The organism is Williamsia sp. Y853 (assembly GCF_056786495.1).
Window position 1 is genome coordinate 127,150 of record NZ_JBXCJC010000005.1, and the last position, 17,490, is coordinate 144,639.

Annotated in this window: 14 protein-coding genes and 1 pseudogene; 6 read left to right on the forward strand and 9 right to left on the reverse strand. The window is 62.2% G+C overall.

Annotated elements, in window-relative coordinates; translation table 11 throughout:
• Positions 1-297: 297 nt before the first annotated feature.
• Entirely contained in the window at positions 298-1,011 is a 714-nt protein-coding gene (locus AC1TPF_RS25165) for an SDR family NAD(P)-dependent oxidoreductase (RefSeq protein WP_482141722.1), read from the reverse strand.
• A 109-nt stretch (positions 1,012-1,120) separates the two neighbouring features.
• Between AC1TPF_RS25165 and AC1TPF_RS25170 the strand changes: the two genes are divergently transcribed.
• Entirely contained in the window at positions 1,121-1,723 is a 603-nt protein-coding gene (locus AC1TPF_RS25170; protein WP_482141724.1) for a TetR/AcrR family transcriptional regulator, read from the forward strand.
• Positions 1,724-1,867: 144 nt separating this feature from the next.
• Here AC1TPF_RS25170 and AC1TPF_RS25175 read toward each other — a convergent pair.
• A pseudogene (locus AC1TPF_RS25175) lies at positions 1,868-1,998 on the reverse strand (IS256 family transposase); the annotation flags it as partial.
• Between the two features lie 279 nt (positions 1,999-2,277).
• Here AC1TPF_RS25175 and AC1TPF_RS25180 point away from each other — a divergent pair.
• A complete protein-coding gene (locus AC1TPF_RS25180) occupies positions 2,278-2,658 on the forward strand; it encodes an ACT domain-containing protein (protein WP_482141726.1) in 381 nt (126 codons plus the stop codon).
• Positions 2,659-3,135: 477 nt separating this feature from the next.
• Positions 3,136-3,540, forward strand: coding sequence for an ABC transporter permease (locus tag AC1TPF_RS25185; protein ID WP_482145634.1), 405 nt, complete (start codon positions 3,136-3,138; stop codon positions 3,538-3,540).
• A 370-nt stretch (positions 3,541-3,910) separates the two neighbouring features.
• Here the strand turns inward: AC1TPF_RS25185 and AC1TPF_RS25190 are convergent, their stop codons facing one another.
• Entirely contained in the window at positions 3,911-4,198 is a 288-nt protein-coding gene (locus AC1TPF_RS25190) for a hypothetical protein (protein ID WP_482145635.1), read from the reverse strand.
• A gap of 102 nt (positions 4,199-4,300) precedes the next feature.
• A complete protein-coding gene (locus AC1TPF_RS25195) occupies positions 4,301-4,648 on the reverse strand; it encodes a hypothetical protein (protein ID WP_482145636.1) in 348 nt (115 codons plus the stop codon).
• A gap of 273 nt (positions 4,649-4,921) precedes the next feature.
• Here AC1TPF_RS25195 and AC1TPF_RS25200 point away from each other — a divergent pair, with 273 nt between their 5' ends.
• Positions 4,922-5,464, forward strand: coding sequence for a hypothetical protein (locus tag AC1TPF_RS25200; RefSeq protein ID WP_482145637.1), 543 nt, complete (start codon positions 4,922-4,924; stop codon positions 5,462-5,464).
• A gap of 1,061 nt (positions 5,465-6,525) precedes the next feature.
• Positions 6,526-7,518, forward strand: a complete 993-nt coding sequence (locus AC1TPF_RS25205; protein ID WP_482145638.1) for a helix-turn-helix domain-containing protein — start codon at positions 6,526-6,528, stop codon at positions 7,516-7,518.
• Between the two features lie 349 nt (positions 7,519-7,867).
• Here AC1TPF_RS25205 and AC1TPF_RS25210 read toward each other — a convergent pair whose 3' ends face one another.
• A complete protein-coding gene (locus AC1TPF_RS25210) occupies positions 7,868-8,380 on the reverse strand; it encodes a hypothetical protein (protein ID WP_482145639.1) in 513 nt (170 codons plus the stop codon).
• Between the two features lie 172 nt (positions 8,381-8,552).
• Here AC1TPF_RS25210 and AC1TPF_RS25215 point away from each other — a divergent pair, with 172 nt between their 5' ends.
• Positions 8,553-9,968: a pyridine nucleotide-disulfide oxidoreductase gene (locus AC1TPF_RS25215; RefSeq protein WP_482145640.1), complete on the forward strand. Its 1,416-nt coding sequence runs from the start codon at positions 8,553-8,555 to the stop codon at positions 9,966-9,968.
• A 294-nt stretch (positions 9,969-10,262) separates the two neighbouring features.
• Here AC1TPF_RS25215 and AC1TPF_RS25220 read toward each other — a convergent pair whose 3' ends face one another.
• The 4 genes from AC1TPF_RS25220 to AC1TPF_RS25235 all read right to left on the reverse strand — a co-directional run bounded on the left by AC1TPF_RS25220 (position 10,263) and on the right by AC1TPF_RS25235 (position 17,347).
• Positions 10,263-11,048, reverse strand: coding sequence for an O-methyltransferase (locus AC1TPF_RS25220; RefSeq protein WP_482145710.1), 786 nt, complete (start codon positions 11,046-11,048; stop codon positions 10,263-10,265).
• A gap of 233 nt (positions 11,049-11,281) precedes the next feature.
• Positions 11,282-15,232: an amino acid adenylation domain-containing protein gene (locus tag AC1TPF_RS25225; RefSeq protein ID WP_482145641.1), complete on the reverse strand. Its 3,951-nt coding sequence runs from the start codon at positions 15,230-15,232 to the stop codon at positions 11,282-11,284.
• Positions 15,233-15,295: 63 nt separating this feature from the next.
• Positions 15,296-16,066 (reverse strand): amino acid hydroxylase, encoded by a 771-nt coding sequence (locus AC1TPF_RS25230; protein WP_482145642.1) that lies wholly within the window; start codon positions 16,064-16,066, stop codon positions 15,296-15,298.
• A gap of 261 nt (positions 16,067-16,327) precedes the next feature.
• Complete coding sequence (locus AC1TPF_RS25235; RefSeq protein WP_482145643.1) at positions 16,328-17,347, reverse strand: alpha/beta hydrolase; 1,020 nt, start codon at positions 17,345-17,347, stop codon at positions 16,328-16,330.
• Positions 17,348-17,490: the final 143 nt, after the last annotated feature.

The window sequence follows — 17,490 nt, forward strand, 5'->3', positions numbered from 1 at the left end:
CACAGAAAGTTCGTAAATCAGTTGTGCCGCAGCGGTTTAAAGTGCTCGATCGGAAACGCTGATCCACCTGCGGGCAACTGTGACCGGCGATGGTGACGTGGATCGAACGGGCCTACCACCGCGACCACCAAAATCACTCCGCTCCCCGTGGTCACCAGCAAAGGAAACAACCCAAATCCCCACCGCTACCGCGACATCAAGTCTCTAACTTGGTGGGTGTGCGAGGTGTGCGACTCGGACGCCCCGGACGGCGGGGTGGGCGTTGCCTTGAGTGCGGGCTGTGGCTGCGGCGTTCAACTACAGTGCAAAAGCTTGCGGGGGTCCTGCAAGGCTGGCCTTGGCTTGCCTGCCGAAATCGTCGAGAATCTCCAAATCTCCTGCCTCCAATCCATCAAGAGCTACATGTGCCAGATCGGCCGGTTGGTTGAGTAGTTCTTCAGGCAAGTTCATGCCTGCTTGCGCCGCGTAATCGAGCAGGGTCTGGGTGGCGATCAGGCCGGGCACCAGGGCAGTGACCTGTGTTCCCTGTCCAGCGAGTTCGACTCGCACTCCGTTGGTCAGGCCCCATGCTGCGGACTTGGCGGCGGCGTAGGCGGTGTTGCCGTCGACAGTGTTCCATGCTGCGGCGGACAGGACGTTAAGGATCGCGCCACCACCGTTGCGGGCGAGGATCGGGGCAAACGCGCGGATAACAGCAAGGGTGCCATAGTAATTGGAATCCATCACGGCGCGGATGGCGTCAAGTTCACCGGTGACCAGGTTTCCGCCACCGGTGAAAGCAGCATTGTTGATCAGCACATCGACGTCTCCGGCGACCGCTGCAGCCGCGTCGACCGACGCTTGATCGGTGATATCCAGGCGGAGAACCTCGACGCCGGAAATGTCGATCAGTTCTGGCCGCCGTGCTGTCGCGTAGACCTTCGCGCCTCGGCGCACCAATTCACTGGCCAAGGCGTGGCCAAGGCCTCGGTTGGTGCCGGTGACAAGGGCCGTTGCGTTCGATAGTTTCATCTGTCCTCCTGGTGCTAGCTCCGGACCAATAAGGTGACCCACCGGTCCGCTTACGTCTGCGACGCTAGCATGGAATCGGACCGTGCGGTCACCTTGCTACTATTGGGAGATGCCGCCATCTGACCGACCCTTGCGCGTGGATGCTGCGCGAAATCGGCAATTGCTGCTGGCAGCAGCCGAGGAGGAATTCACCGAGCGCGGATTGTCGGCCTCGGTTGCCCAAATCGCTCGTCGGGCGGGCGTGGGTAAAGGCACCGTTTTCCGGCATTTCGCCAGTAAAGAAGATCTCATGGTTGCGATCGTGACCGGTCATCTCGACATTCTCATCGCCCACGCCCAACAACTGGCAGGGGCTGCTGACCCGGGAGCTGCGCTACTGGAATTCTTGACCGTAGCGGCCGACGAACGGCAACAACATGACGTCGACTTTCTGTGGGCGGTCAGCGATGGCGATATCAGGGTGACGCAGCTACGGAACCGTCTGCACCTGGCCATCGATTCCCTTGTCGACCGTGCCCGCCAGGCCGGCACCATCCGCCCCGATGTGACTGGGGCAGATATTTTTCTGCTGATGTGCGCACCGGTACATGTCGTCAGCAATCTCTCCCATCCCGATCCCGAGCTATGGAAGCGATACCTCGCGATCATCTTCGATGGCCTCCGCACGGAAGGCGCCAGTCCTCTCCCGCAACCCGCACCGAATCTGCCCTGACGCGGTCACCGCGAACGGACTCGTGTGAGGGTCAGCGATCCTGATATCCGGCGCGGTCGGGATCCCTATCTTTGTTCCTTAAAACGTATTTCGGGCCAACTCGATCCTCGCGTCGACGAAAGAAATAGCCGCCGCGGTGTCCTCGACGACGTGGGCGCCGATGCGGCCTTGCAGAAGGCGGCATCGAGGAAAATGTAGGGAAAGGTGTTGTGGGTCAGGGCGCGTTCACGAAAGCGTGCGATCCCAGTATCGAGTTGCCCTCGGGTCCGTGGGACCGTACCGGGATTAAATCGAGCAATGACGAAGGCGCCGTTGATAGTTTCAAATTGTGCAGTGGGGGAGCAGTATTCGTGCTTCTGGTGTTGGACCAGTGTGGGCGGTTTCGGTGCTGCTGCGTACCCTCTGCGTACGACTTTGTGGAACCGAAGCCCGAGCGTGGGATCCGCGATCAGGCCCAACGCGACAAGGGCCGCACCAAGTAATTCGTCGGAACGTCTTCGTGCGCATCTTGGTGCCGATGGAACTGGCTACACAACTTCCGTAGCATCCTCTAGATGAGCACTACAATTCGAATCACCGTTGCACAGCAACGCCTTCGACTCCTGCCGGGCGAATACCGCATCGCGGACTCGCCATCTGGCAAGGTACCCGGGCCTGCAGTGGCCACCGTCGTCGCGCCGGACTGCACCACAGTCGTAGAGGTGCAGGATTCAGGCGGGGACGGCAATACGTGGCGGTGTTTCTACGGTGACGAGTCGGCACATGAACTGGACATCCCCGGGATGGCGGTCTCGGTACTTGCCCCGTTGGCAAGCGCAAAGATCTCGGTATTCGTCCTGTCCACGCTCTCTGCAGATCTGGTGTACGTCCCAACTGATCACGTCGACGCCGCGATCGCGGTCTTGCGTGAATCTGGTCACCGCGTCGCTGCCTAGGATGGAAGTAACATCGCGGCGAACGAGCGGTCGACCTGACGGCTGCTACTCGATACGGCGTGGGTGTGTCGCGCTGAGTGCATCGTAGGTTGCACCGCATGTTCTAGTATGGGACGTCGGCGATCTCGGGGGTTCGATTATGGTGGCGTTCTTTTCAGCGGTCGACGGCGGCTCATTGCGGCCTGAGGATCTATCGATCGGCCCGTGGTCACAATCGCAGATCGGTGGTTACGCAATCTGTGGAACTCTCGCGCGTTCAATCGAGCACAGTCGGCAAACGGAGGGCTTCATGCCGATAGAGTCGGCCGGTCAGGCCTGGCACTGTTTAGCTACCCCACGCTGCATCGAGCCATGACTAAACCCTTTGACTACCGCGACCCCCACCATCGCGCGCGCCTACCGTCGTGGTTGGAGCGTCGACGATAGACGTGGGTATACGCTGCAGGCGTGTCGGTGCTGAGAGCAGTGTGGTGGAGTTTGGCGCTGGCAGCGGTGGTGTTTACTGTCTCGTCTTCGATGTCGCCGATATCTGAAGTGTCGCTGTCGTGTTCAAAGACCGGCGACCTGGGACTCGACGGCGACCAAGCGTCGTTGCAATGTGATGATTCGATCGTCCACGTGCTGGGCGTGTGGCCGCTGGTCCAGCTTGGGCTGTTGCTGGCGGTGCCGCCGGTTGTGGCGGCTCTTGCGATGCGATGCTGGGTTTCGTGGCTCGTGGTCGCAACATTCTTCGCATTGACGTTCGTGGCTATAGCGAACTGGGCGTCATTTTGGGTGTCTCTTTGGTTCGCCGTCCCGATGGCGCTCGTTGGTGTGGTCGTCGCCACGGTGCAGCAGGTTGTCTCACCCGGAAGACACTCGAAATTGGTTTTGGCACAATAGAATTTGCTGGATTGGGACGTTCGCTATTGCAAGTGTTCGGTATTCCTGGGGATGCGGCGTGCCGGCGAGCTATCCCGCCGCACATCCAGTGTTCGGCGATTCCCAACACCGCCCTCGACCCGGCCGAGCGCCTTGCCGGTCGCATCGAATGCGATCAGTGTCGACTTGTCGCTCCGCTGCTGGATTCCAATCCGAGCGGTCCGACCACAACGGCGCCGACAGCTTGTGGCGGCAATTCGTTCAGACCTTCGCCAGGGTAATCCGGTGAGCTGGCGCAGGCAGTAGCGATGAGGAGGGTGGCCAGCGTCGTTGCTGCAACAAGGACTGGTACGAGACATGATCACGTAGGACAAATTACTGACCTGGATTATCAGTCGAACTCTCGCATGCTTGCACCAAACGGGATTGCGACGAGTATCGCAAACAGCGCAAAAGCTGTTGTGCTGAAAGCGAATCCGGCGGCAAGGGGAAGCCAGAACCGGCGGCGCCGGAAGGCTTGAACTGCACCCACGATCGCCACCAACGCCCACAGGGCTATTCCGGCCATCCCCGTGAAGTCGCCGGTCGTAGAACGAACGCCCGCGACTTGAGCCCCGGCCAGCGCCGCGAACAAGACCGCCGCGCCTACGAACCAACCACCCACTAGCCCAGTGACCACCTGAGTGGCAGCTATTAACGCTGTGATCCATCGGCTACGTGCAGTATGCGCTGTGGCTGGGCCGTCGTTACTCAGTGCCATACCGCCAACATACGGGCATCGCTACTCGTCGGCGCCGGCTTGCCGCCATCCTCGAGGTGCTGGCGTGAGGGGAATGTGGTTGCCCTCGCCGTCGATGCCGATCGCTCGAAAATGCATAACGTTGCCGTGTTCATCGAGTTTCGGTGGTGGAGGTGTTTGGTCGAAATGCTCACCGAACCAACCTGTTCTGGGCATAACGAGGATGGCGTTGTCGGCTCGCGGGATGTCGTGATTGTCCGGCGTCGCCTCGACTGGCTCCCATAGCCGCTCTACCCGTTCGGCGGCGGCGGCAATGACGGATCCGTCGAAGCTGACTTGGCGTTCGGGAATGTCGAAGAAGGGCCAAGCGGTGACGATGGAGAAGGGCACTTGAGGACCTCGAGGTTTCGGGTCGGCCGAACCCGTAGGAGCCGAGCGAGTGGGTAGGTACTCGTTTGAAGATGTCGATGGTCCACATCACGCCGACCGAGTACACCTCAACTGATGTCAGTGCGAAGACTACTTCCGAGGTGCGGTTGACGATGCCGGCGATCGGTGCGCGCACGGGTATCTCGTTGTCTGGTGGCCTCTGCATGTCTAGGACTCTTCCAGAGTGCGCCAGTCGAGTCGCTCAGATCGAGCCACTGACGAGCGCTCCGATTGGTGGATCAGCTCTCGATGTACGGCACCAAGGGCTTCGAACAAACGCGTGTCGTGGAATCCCCGCGGCTGCAGGCTGCGTGTTGTGACCGGACGACTGAGTTCGACGGGAGAAGCTATGGTCGGTGGGTGGTTGAAGAGGGGACGGTCGCGAGTTCTTCTGCCGATAGGCAATCAGGTAAAAGTTTTTGGCTGGAAGTGCTCACAGCCTTCGTGCCAGCAGTGGGCTTGTTCATCGGCGGCGTGCTCGGCTGGTACACGTCTACTTGGATGGTCCATACGTTTCGAGTCGCGTTCGACGTCGCAGAACTCTCGCCGGTACCGCTACACGACCGAGCTCCCGGGGTGCCGGGCCCGACGCTGGGCTATTGGTTGTCGTGGGTGATTCCGCTTGTGACGGTCTACAGCATTAATGCGCTCCTTTTGTGGAGGTGGCGTCGTGGGCGGTTACTTACCGGAACCGTCATAGCCGGCCTTAGCGGCGTAGTTCTATTCCTCGTGCCCATAGCGATGTCGATTGAGGTCGGCGGCTTCGCGCCCGACTGACCTCGATCACAAGGCGCGTAGGGTAGCCCGCCAAATGTGTGGGGCCTTTATGGCCAGCACGCTAACCCACCAAAGGTTCAGTGAGGTCGGTACTTTCATCTGTTTGGGCTCGTCCTACTCTCGCCGACAACAGATATAACGTCAGCTTGGCGGGTCGTGCCGCCCGGTGTGGCTATTGCCGGTCGGGGATGGTATGTCGAGGCTGAGGTAGGTCGATTGGCGAATCAAGTCGAGTGACACAGGGATGCCTGTGAGGATTTCGGTGAGAGTGAATGCTGCCTGATCCGACGGTAGGTCTAGCCAGCTGTCGTCCTAGGCGACGAAACATGTTGTCGCCCGATGTGATACGCCGATAGGACGCTTCTGTCGGAGCTGACAGCTTACGTCGGGTAGGGGAGCGGCGCTCTCGCGGTGCTCGGCGATGGCGCCGAGCGCGACATCCGGATCGTGCCTGCCGCACCGTAGACCCGTCCGATACGCAAACCGGCAGTCAGCCACTTCGAAGCGCCTCCGGCGGCGCATAGTGGTATCCCACTGCCGCGTGCTGTTTGTGGATGCCGCCACGCTGTCGCTGTCGCTGTCGCTGTTACCGCGTTAGGAATGGTGTTTACAACCTCGGCCCCAGCACCATCTATATGGTCTCTCGCAGCCCGCCAAGGCAAGTCGGCTCGGCGAGGATGAGTAATGGGGGTCTACGGTCACTGAATTGACGCACGTGTTGGCAAATCAGAACTGATAAGTCCTAGTGCTGATAAATCCTAGTCGACGAATCGTTGTTCAGCGGGCGTGGACGGCGGGTCTTGTTGTCGCGCCTTTGCGCGACTCGACTACCGGGTCGTTGGCCGGCGGAGGGTTCTTGTATCGAGAGTGCCCACGATTGGTCTGAGGGCGAGATGTTGTGGCGCAGTGCGTTGCCCGCGCTGACGCCGGCAGCAACCTGGCGGATCACGGTCCGAAACTTCTGTATCGCCGGACGGTTCTTTTTCTGCATAGACGAATGGTCGGCCTCTTCGGGGCTGTTGGCCAGTGGCACTGATGCCCACTATCGCTAAGATGGTGCCATGAGTGTGAGAGAGGGTACGGAAAGGCATCGGGTGGCCGTGCTCGCGTACGACGGTATGACGGGCTTCGAGATGGGAATAGCGGCAGAAGTTTTCGGTCTGTCGGAGTTGTCTGAGATGTTTTGGCCAGGTATCGCAAAACCCTGGTACGAGCTGCGTCTGTGCACTGTCACGCGCGATCCCGTGCGGTTGGTGGGGGGTGCGAGACTGCGAACGTCGTATGGACTTGATGATCTTGCTGCCGCGCACACCGTGATCATTCCTAGTGTCGCCGATGTTCGGGAGCCGGTGTCGCCGCGGTTGCTCGAGGCAATAAGCCATGCCGCCGACCAGGGTTCTCGGGTGGTCTCTTTCTGTTCGGGTGCGTTCGTCCTCGCGGCGGCGGGCGTGTTGGATGGGCGGCGCGCGACAACCCATTGGCGTTACACGAAGACACTGCAAGAGCGTTATCCTGCAGTTGAAGTCGACCCACGCCCGCTGTACATCGATGAGGGTTCGGTGTTGACGAGCGCCGGATGCTCTGCTGGACTTGACCTGTCGCTGCATCTCGTGCGTCGCGACTACGGTTCGCAGGTCGCCAATGACGTCGCACGGAGCCTCGTTGCATCGCCCCATCGTTCCGGCGGCCAAGCGCAATATATCGAGAGCCCACTGCCGACTGTGGCCGGTGACACCACCATCACTGACAGCATGAACTGGGCACTGGCCCGGATCGACCTACCAATCTCCTTGGACAATCTCGCGGAGCAAGCCATGCTGTCTCGACGCAGCTATCTGCGGCAGTTCGCGAAGGCGACGGGAACAACGCCGATAAAATGGCTCATCGCCAGGCGTATCGACGCCAGTTTGGAGTTGCTCGAGACCTCAGATGTGCCGGTTGAACGTATTGCGGGGATGGTCGGATTCGCCTCTGTGGTGACGTTTCGCTATCACTTCACTCGAATAATGGCCACCTCCCCAAGCGAATATCGAAGTACATTCGCGGTGGCCTGACATCGACAATCAAAGGCAGTTTTGACTGCCCCACATCCAGCGGAGGCTGCGGTCGTCGCTGGCGATGACGCGAGTGCGTTATTTGCGAACGCCAGCTACGAGTTCGAGTGGGAGTTCGGCGGCCGGCGCCCCGATGCGGTTGCTCCGCGTGTGCCGGGGGATCGGGCGGCTGGTGTTGGGTGTACTTGGTTGCTTTCTCGGTTTCACGGACCTGTCGAAGGCTGATTGGAGGCAGGGGCGGGTGACCAGTGTCCCTCATGTTCGTGAACCTCGGTTTTCGGCACACGAGCACCTTTGCCCGCGAGAAATCCGTTCAGTGGGTGCTGCTGCGGAGCGGGCCCTCCTTCGTTCACCATGTGAGCGCGGTTGCCCATCCGGAGATCTCCATCGATTCTCGCGGCACCCGCCGAGCGATCAATCCGGCCAGGACAACGGCCTCCGGACGGGTCAAATACGACGGATTCGCCACGATCGGCGCGCGGAACTGTTCGCAATCCCTCAGCGTCGGCGATGCCGCCATCACCGCCCTCGGCACATATGAGTCTCGATCGAGTCGAATCGCCTGAAACTCAACGTGCAGAGCAGATCCCGGGTCTGTCGGTTCGTCGGCGAGGCCGTCGCTCGTCACGTATCCGAACTCATAGATGCCCGGATTCTTTTTCCCGGTGATCCACAGCGCGATGAGATCACCGCGACGAACGAGTGCCGGGCGCCGGGTCCGGGCACTCAGGCACCACGTGGCCTCGATGACGGAGGCTGGCATGCTGCGTGCCGCACCGATATCGATGCCGACGTAGCCGGGGTTGGTCGCGCCATTGCCTTTGACGATCCAACACCCGACGTTATCTCGATCCACACCCACGCATCTCCCAGTTCCTTCACCCTGTGCTTCTGCTCCAGTACCCCAACCCGGCAGAAACCATGCCGAAGATTGGACGGGCCCGCTTCGTCTAAGCGTGCGGAATCTTGAACGGTGCTGTGGCGCCACCCAAGAGGTCATTGACGTTCCCCGTGGCCAGAGTCAGTCTGAGGAGATGGCGATGCTAGAGGCCGACTACCTGGTGGTCGGTGCGGGTGCGATGGGTATGGCCTTTGTCGACGCCCTCATCGACAGCGCCGACGTCTCCGTGGTCATGGTCGATAGGCGGCACGGAGTCGGCGGTCACTGGCTCGATGCCTATCCGTTCGTCCGGCTCCACCAGGCCTCTGCCCTCTACGGTGTGGCCTCGACGCCGTTGGGAGGTGGACGGATCCAGGAGCGCGGGCCCGAGGCTGGTCTGCACGAGCGGGCAACCGCGCCGGAGATCAGCGCCTACTACGAACGCATCCTGCGTGACCGCCTGCTCGCTTCCGGCAAGGTGTCGTTCTATTCGAACTGCGACTACCTCGGCGGAGGCCGGTTTGTGTCCCTGATCTCCGGGCGTCAGCACGAGGTGCGGGTACGTCGTAGCGTGGTCGATGCCCGCTATCTCGCCCCGGACATCCCCTCGTTGATGCCGCCACCGTTCGAGGTGGCCGACGGCGCGCACGTCATACCCATCAATGATCTGGTCGGCCTCGGTCGTGCCACATCGCAGTACGTGATTGTCGGTTCGGGCAAGACCGCGACTGACGCCTGCGTGTGGCTGATCGACAACGGGGTCGACCCCGACGCGATCTGCTGGGTGCGGCCGCGCGATCCGTGGATGTTGAACCGTGCCGTCATCCAGCCCGAGCCGGTGATGTTCATCGGTGCCGCGGCCGACACCATGCAGGCCGCATCCGAGTCCGCCTCGGCCGATGAGATGTTCTGCCGCCTCGAGGACGCCGGCGTCATGCTGCGGATCGACCGTTCGGTGACGCCCACGATGGCAAGGACTCCGACGATCGCGCAGTGGGAGCTCGATCGATTGCGGATGATCGAGAATGTCGTACGCCGGGGTCACCTGCGCGCAGTCGCGCCCGGGCACCTCACGTTCGACAAGGAAGAGGCTGCTGATGATGCGGTGGCCGTCGATCCCGACGCGGTGATCGTGCACTGTGCTGCGCGGGGACTACGTACTCAGCCGCAGGTGCCTATCTGGGGGAACGGGACGCTGACGCTGCAACCGGTACGTGCCGGCTTCCCGCTGTTCGGCGCGGCACTGGCGGGCCATGTCGAGGCGACCGTGGCTGTCGGATTGGACGCCGACGCCGCAAATGCTGCGAAGAACGCGGTCTGCCCGTCGTCGACCTATCCCAACGGTCTTGCCGAATGGGCGTGGATGCAGGTCACCGGTGGCCGCGCCGCTGCGGCATTCAGTGCGAACCCTGACATCAAGGCGTGGGCTGATCAGGTCGCGCTGAACCCTTCGCGTATGCCACCGGACCTGATGGAGTCCGATGAACTCGCCGCTGCGGTCGAGCGATTGACGAAGTACGCGGCGCTGGGGATGAGCCGGCTGACCGAGTTCGCCGGGATGCCCGCGTAACCGGACAGTCACTCGGCTGATGACGGCAGACGAGCTGACTTGCGCCGCTATCCGCATCGCGCGCGCTCACGGGGCACGAGACCTCGATGGCACGAATTGCGCTGCAGCCGATCGACGAATGGCTTCGCAGGCAGATCGGAGCGAGCCTCAAGCTTGTAGATCGTTGGCGGAATTGCGATTTATGAATGATGCAGTGGGGGAGCGGTATTCGGTCAGGTGAGGGCTTGTCGCATGGTGACAATGCCTTGTCGCGATCGGTGTCGACCGAGATCTGCCTTTCAAGGGTGCGGCTGCTTATCCGGAGCGAGGTGGGTTGGGCCGCTGACCTGATTGCGCGTTTTCTGGTCGGCCGAGGTAGGTCGATTCGAGCACGACGTCTTTGATGATCTTTTGGTATTCGGCGTGGGACGGGTGTTCTCGGGTATGCCAGTCGAGGCCCTCTTGGCTGCGCATGAATGCTCGGTACTGTGGGGCGCCTGGGTATTTGACGTTGTCTGCCACAACAACCGCGCCTGGGTGCAGCCATTCGCGGTCCAGGATCCGGTGGAGATCGGGAAGATATTCGTCTTTTTCGTGGTCGATGAAGACGAAATCGAGGGTTCCGGGGGCGAACTGGTGTTTGTCGCCCAGTGTGCTGAGGGTCCTGCCGTCATCGCCCAACGTTCCGACGATCACGACGATGCGCTCGCCGATGCCCGCGTGATCCCAGATCCGTCGGGCAACGACGGCGTTCGCCGGATTGAATTCGATCGAGTACAAAACGGCATCGGTGGGCATGACACGCGCAATGCGCAGTGCGCTGTAGCCGCAGTAGGTACCGAGTTCCAGCAGCCGGTGCGGTTGCGCTGCAACGACGGCGCGGTCGAGAAGCTTGCCTTTCTCGTCACCGATGTTGATCAGATAGCTCTTGGTGTAACAGAACTCGTCGATCGCCCGGATGACGTCGTCGATGTCGTCTCTGCGCGCATGCGTGCACACATAGTCGGCCAAGGCTTGTTCGCGGCCGTCACCGACCTGCCAGGTGGCGCCCATGTGCCGTAGACCGAACAGGAACCGCACATACGACCATCGCAGAAACATCACCGGCCTACCGGTGCACTCGTTGGCGCCGATAGCCAGACCGAGTGCCGCGATGGCTGCCAGCACAACCTGCGGGAGACGGCTCCCAAGGAGTCTTGGCCGACGTGTGGTCAGCAGAACCGATGAAGCGACCGACACCGTGACTGCCAGGATCGCAGCGAAATGTTTGCTCACATGTCTGTCCCTTAACGTGCTGCCAACGTCAGGCGAGACCCTCTGCGTGCTGTGTGACTTCACTGTCGCCTGCCGATGCGTTGTCGCCGATTCAATTCGGCCTCCAGGATCGGTCCGATGACCGCGATGGCCTCGGGGTTCGCCATTTGGGCGTGCGCGACGCCGACGGGGTGTTCGGTGATCTGTCCGGAAACATACGGTCGCCACATCTCCCCGGTGAGTTCGCTGGTGATTCCTTCGCGTGCCGAGAAGTACAGCAAGTCCCCGTCGTAGGATTCCGGCCGGTGGCGCGCCGACATGCCAACGCAGTCGACATATCCCTGGTGCAGGCGTTCGAGCTGCTGACGGGTCAACCCCCGGCCCGGCCCGGTGGTGTGGGCGAGTACATCGACAGCGTCGTCGATGTTCAGCGGCCGGCTGTCTGGAGTGTCTGTCTCATTGCCCTGTAGGTGGGTGACCAGATCGCGCAGGGTCGGCGGTGGCGGTTGGGGTGCACCGTCGGCGAATGCCACGCTGTCGAGCATGATGAGCAAATCCACGTCATGCCCACGAGCGCGTAGCCCAATGGCTAGCGCGTGCGCGAGTTGCCCGCCCAGCGACCAGCCCAGCAGGTAGTACGGCCCCTGTGGTTGCACGCGGGTGAGTTCGTCCAGATATACCTGCGCCAACTCCTCGACGGTCCGGTACCGGCGCCCTCCTGCGGCGATCGATGGGGACTGCAGCCCGTAGATCGGCCGGTCGGTGACGTATTGCAGCAAACCGGTGTAACACCACGACAGTGGCACGGCGGAATGTAGGCAGATCAACGGCGTCCCTGAACCGTTGCGACGCAACGGAAGAATCGTCTCCAGCGCCGATACACCCACCGTCACATCACTGTTCGCGCCGACCGCTGCTGAGGATTCGATGACAGCTGCCAAGGTGTGCACCGTCGGGGTGAATAACCACGACATCGCCACCGCAATACCGCTCTGCTCCGACAACCGCTGACACAGCTGCACTCCCAGCAACGAGTTGCCGCCGAGTTCGAAGAAGTTGTCGTCCAGGCCGATGCGCGACTGTCCGGTCACTTCGGCAATCGCATCTGCCACCGTGTGCTCGATCTGTGTCTGCGGCAGGCGAAATGCGGGACGCGCCAGCACCTGTGGATCGGGCAGTGCGGATCGGTCGGTCTTACCGCTGCTGGGGTTGATCGGTATCGCGGTCAGCGGAACCAACGCTGCCGGAATCATGGCAGGCGGCAATACCGTCCGTAACCGCGCCAACACGGCGGTGCGGTCAAAGCTGTCGCCATCTGCGGCGACGACATAGCCGATCAATCGGTCGCCGAGTGTCTCGGACGTCCAGATCCGCACCACGGCCTGATCGACTGCCTCGTCCGCGGTCAGAGCGCGCTCGACTTCGGACGGTTCGATGCGCTGCCCGCGTAGCGAGATCTGGACATCGCCTCGTCCGAGGTACTCCAGTGTGCCGTCCGGCTGCTCGCGTACTACATCGCCGGTGCGATACATTCGGGTTCCCTTGGGCCCGTGCGGGTTTGCCACGTAACAATGCGCCGTGGTCGCGGGCCGTCCCAGATACCCACGCGCCAACGCGTCACCGGCGAGATAGAGTTCGCCGCGGGCCCCGGGCGACGCCAGGCCGAGTCTGGCATCCAGCACGAGAATCTGCACTCCGGGAAGTGCCCCGCCGATCGTCATCGCCGCGTTCGGGTCGAGCGCGCCGGTGTGGGTCACGATCACAGTGGCTTCGGTCGGGCCGTAGGAGTTGAACATGGGCACCCGGGTGGCCCAGCGGCCGGCGAGTGCCGGTGGGCATTTGTCGCCGCCCACGGTGACGCTCTGCAGCGACGTAAGTCGATGCGGGTCGAGTGTCGCCAAAATGGTCGGCGTGACGTTCAAATGGGTGATCGCATCATGCTCGATCACCTGGGAAAGTTGTTCGCCGGCCACGATGTCCGGCGCCAACACGACCAGCTTCGCCCCGGACGCGAATGCGGAGAGGTATTCGAGCATCGACGCGTCGCAGTAGGGTGAATGCGCCAGCAGCACGACCGATTCCGGGCAAATTTGACCACGAGCGAGTAGTTCGTCGCTCAGTGCGGGCAGACCCTCGTGAGTGCTGAGCACACCCTTCGGCTCTCCGGTGGAACCGGAGGTGTAGATCAGATAAGCGGGGTGAGCGGCACGCAGTGGTTGTGTCCGCTCCGCATCGGTCACCGCCACTACCGGGTGTGATGCGGCGGCGGTGGTGAACTCGTCGCTGTCGAGCAGCAACCAGTCCACCGCCGTGGCGTCCAGCAGTGTGCACCATCTGGTGAGGGTGATTCCCAGCATCGCCCCTGAATCTGCAATCAGCTTCGCCACCCGCGCCGGCGGATCGGTGGGATTTACCGGGAAGAACACCGCGCCCGCTCGGGCCACCGCCCACAACGCCATAACCGATTCCACCGACCGGGACAAGGCCACCGCGACAACGACTTCCGGACCAGCCCCATGTGCGATCAGCTCACGTGCCCACTGCGCGGTCACCTCGTCGAGTTCGCGATACGACACCGACCGGTCCGGCCCGCTCAGTGCAATCCGTTCACCGGCTCCGATCCCGGCCGCCAGCAACTCGGGCAGCAACCGCGACCGGCGCCGGGGCCGGGGGGCCGCGACGCTCCGTGTGCCGGCGCTGAGTGCGAACACCTTCTCCTCGGCCGAAGCCCGCAGGAATCGGGACAACCAGTCGATGAACTGCTGCCGATATCGATCCAGCTCATCTGCGGTGTAGAGGTCGGGGTTGGCATGAAAATCAATGCTGAGGGGTCCGGTACCGACTCGGTAGCAGCTGACCGACATATCCTCCACCGGCCCGGCCGAGAGCAGGTGCGCCCGCCCGCGGGCGACACCGAAGCCGATGCTCTCGGGAAGGGTGAGGACGTTGATCAGCGGACCGTAGCCACTGCGACCAGCCAGACCCACACCGTGGTCGCGGAGCAGGTCTTCGTGGCGATACAGTTGGTGGCGCAACGCCCCGATGATGTTCAGGCGCACCTGTTGCACCAGATCAGCGACCGTGCTCTCGGCTACGCCCCGCACGCGTAGAGGCACCACATTCGAGACCATCCCTGCCGATCGCCGCAGTGCCCCGGTGGTGCGGGCGGCGACCGGCAGTGACACTGTGACATCGCGGTCGCCGGTCATGTGCGCCAGGAATCCGGCGACTGCCGCGACCAACACTTCCGCCATTCCGGTGCCATACCGGCCGGCCACGGCATCGAGCCGCGCCGTTGCTGCTGCATCGACCGATGCGTGCGCGGTATGCGGCCGTGCTGACGGTGCAGCATACCGATCGGTCAGCTTTGTGATGTGATTCAGACCGGTGAGTTGCTCAGCCCAGTACTCGCGGTCGGCGTCGAATCGCGGCGAGGACCGATACCGCTGCTCGGTCGCCACAATTTCGGTCAGGAGCATCGCCCGACACGGTGGAGCGTTCCGGCCTTCGGTTGCGGCGGAATACAATTCGGCCGTTCGCTGCGATAGTTGCGCGGCGCCGAAGCCATCGACCGCGATATGGTGGCTGCGCGCGTACCAGCGGTATCGGTCGGGGCCGAGGGTGAACATCACCGTCCTGGTGACATCGGGACCCGACAAGTCGATGGCGGCCTCACGGTCTTGGCTCATCCACACACGAGCGGCATGGTCTGGATCGGGGTGATCGCTCACATCGACGCAGTCGAACCCCGTCAGCAGGTCATGGTCGACGTATTGGCGCGGCCGGCCACCGACGACTGCAAATCTCACATGTGGCGACTGCAATTCGCGACCGGCCCGTCGCCCGCAATCCTGTAGCAGTTCGAGATCGACGGGTCCGTGCAGATCGGCATACTGAGAAATGGAAAACGGTACGCTGGGGTGAAGTTGTTGCGCCATCCACAGTTCGGACTGCGCGACCGACAATTCGAAGGTGCCCGCCTGCGGCATTGTGCTGCCATTTCGGCGCACATTGCCAGGCAGGTCCAGCACCGCAAAGTCCTTAACGCTCGACGGCGAGGGTCTCAGCGACGGCAACCATGCCGAAGTGCACTGTCATAAGTCGGCACTTGTCGCGAGGAAACGTTTTACATCATCCATCATCTGGCTGACCGAATCGGCGACAAACAGCACTGGCTGACACATGCTGTCGTCGATGTCGCTGGCAATGACATCCTCGACCCGGAAGTCTCTCAACTCCGCATCCTCGAAAGACTCCATCTCCGCAACCGAGGACAAGATGGCGGCACCACACGCTCGCGGGCGACCCTTCTCGATGACGAGGCCGACCTCCATGGTGAACCAGAACAACCGCGAGATCGCCGTCCGCACCTCGTCAGAGGCGGCATGCACGGCGGCTCGTCCGAACCAGCGATACAGCTGCGCGAACTCCGGATCGGCGAGCATCACCCCATGGCCGACCAGTTCATGAATGACATCGGGATCCGGCGAAAAAGATTGCTCCGTGACCGGGCGCAAATCCGGGGTTGACGTGAGGATCCCCTCGGCAAGTGGGCCGTAGAACAGGGGGCCTGGTACTGCTCCCATCGCCGGTGCAAGCTCGAAGCCGGTCAAGGACCGAAGCGTGCGTGAGACCTCACGGAGTTGCGGCACCCGGCCGGTGGGCAGCGTCACGCGTTGTGCGGCCAACTGATATTGCGCGCAACTAAAATTCTTGTGCATGCCGCGAAGCGTTGCGAGCACATGCGACCACAAAGCGTCCTCTTCGCTGCTGTAGCCAAAATCGGGCAATAGTTGCCCCGGACGGAACGCGCCGGTAAGCCGCTCACGCTCGGCTCGGACATCGAGAGATTCTGTCATCACCATCGGTCTTTCTGGTCGCTGGAATTCTCCTGCCAGTCTCAGCTACCCCCTGTTGACGCTCAGCTCATATGTGTTCCGGGCTCTCCGATTATCAACGGTAATTTTGCCACCCGTTCTCCGGATAGACCACACACCGGCAACATCTGAACTCATCTTCGCAAGCGATACCCGGCGAAATATCCTGCGAAACCAGCGATCCCGCCCGAAATGTGCGAAATGAACACTTCGGATGTCACCAACCCCGACACATTCTGGGGTCGCAGCTCATGCGCCGATCGCGGCAGCCAGCGTGGGCCAGGAATTGTGCAGCTCGTCTTGCCAATACGGCCATGAGTGTGTGCCGGTCGCAGGCATGTTCACGGTCACCGGGATGCCGAGGGCATGCAGGCGGTCCACCAATGGCCGCGTGCACTGATTGACAACCGCCTCCAACGCTCCGCCGACAACACCTCGATCGACCAGCGCGCCGACATTGCCGCCGATTCCCGGCGCATTCAGTGTTTCGTGCGGACCCGGAAGACCAGTGCCGACCGATAGATACACGTGGGTGCCACGCAGTCGATCCGCGTGCAGCGTCGGATCGTGGTCAGCCCACGCAGGATCCCCGGGTGGGCCCCACATGTTGGCTGCATTGGCGCCGAAGCTCGCCAACTCCGAATACACAGTTCCCTGCACCAGCGGGTCGCTCATGCGCGTGCAGCCGCTATAGGAACCCACCGCCTGATACAGCCCGCGTGCATGACCCGCCAGGTCCAAGGCTGAGGTCGCCGACATCGACAATCCGGCGACCGCATTTCGGCCTGTCATGGAGAACCTGGCGTTGAGCAATGGCGGCAGCTCGCGGGTCAGGAACGTCTCCCATTTGTTGGAGCCCAAGACCGGATCGTCGTGTTTCCAATCGGTGTAGTAGCTGGCGCGGCCTCCCATCGGGATCACCACGTTGACGTTCTTGTCGGCGAAAAACGAGGCCACGTCGGTCCGCCCGGTCCACGCGCCTCCGCCGTCGCCGCCATCGACGGAGTTGAGGAGATACAGCGCCGGTGCCGAGGCGTTCGGGTGCGAGACCCACAGCGGTATCTGCCGATTCATCGCCGCCGAATACACCGTCACGGCGAACTGGCGTCCGCCCAGAGGCGCAACGGCCACCACAGCGGATCCATTCGACGCAACAGGTCCAGCGGGGTTGGGGGCCGCGAATGCAACCGTGGAAGACGCGGCCATCGCGCAGACCACCATCCACGCACCGACGGCCATCCACAGTGGTCCCCGCCGGCGCACCGTCATCGGACTGGTTCGCTGCTAGCCGGTGAACGCCGCCGAGCGTGGTGTTCATACATTCCGAAATCGTAGCCGCTGCGGGAACGGTCCTGGCGCGAATCGAGTGATGCCGGTATTGCGCGGGTTGCCGTGGGGGCGAGTGGTGTGGG

Coding starts and splice junctions, on each gene's coding strand:
- AC1TPF_RS25165 (WP_482141722.1), bottom strand. CDS start 1,011: ATGAAACTATCGAACGCAACGGCCCTTGTCACCGGCACCAACCGAGGC.
- AC1TPF_RS25170 (WP_482141724.1), top strand. CDS start 1,121: ATGCCGCCATCTGACCGACCCTTGCGCGTGGATGCTGCGCGAAATCGG.
- AC1TPF_RS25180 (WP_482141726.1), top strand. CDS start 2,278: ATGAGCACTACAATTCGAATCACCGTTGCACAGCAACGCCTTCGACTC.
- AC1TPF_RS25230 (WP_482145642.1), bottom strand. CDS start 16,066: ATGGTGATGACAGAATCTCTCGATGTCCGAGCCGAGCGTGAGCGGCTT.
- AC1TPF_RS25215 (WP_482145640.1), top strand. CDS start 8,553: ATGGCGATGCTAGAGGCCGACTACCTGGTGGTCGGTGCGGGTGCGATG.
- AC1TPF_RS25205 (WP_482145638.1), top strand. CDS start 6,526: ATGAGTGTGAGAGAGGGTACGGAAAGGCATCGGGTGGCCGTGCTCGCG.
- AC1TPF_RS25220 (WP_482145710.1), bottom strand. CDS start 11,048: ATGTTTCTGCGATGGTCGTATGTGCGGTTCCTGTTCGGTCTACGGCAC.
- AC1TPF_RS25235 (WP_482145643.1), bottom strand. CDS start 17,347: ATGACGGTGCGCCGGCGGGGACCACTGTGGATGGCCGTCGGTGCGTGG.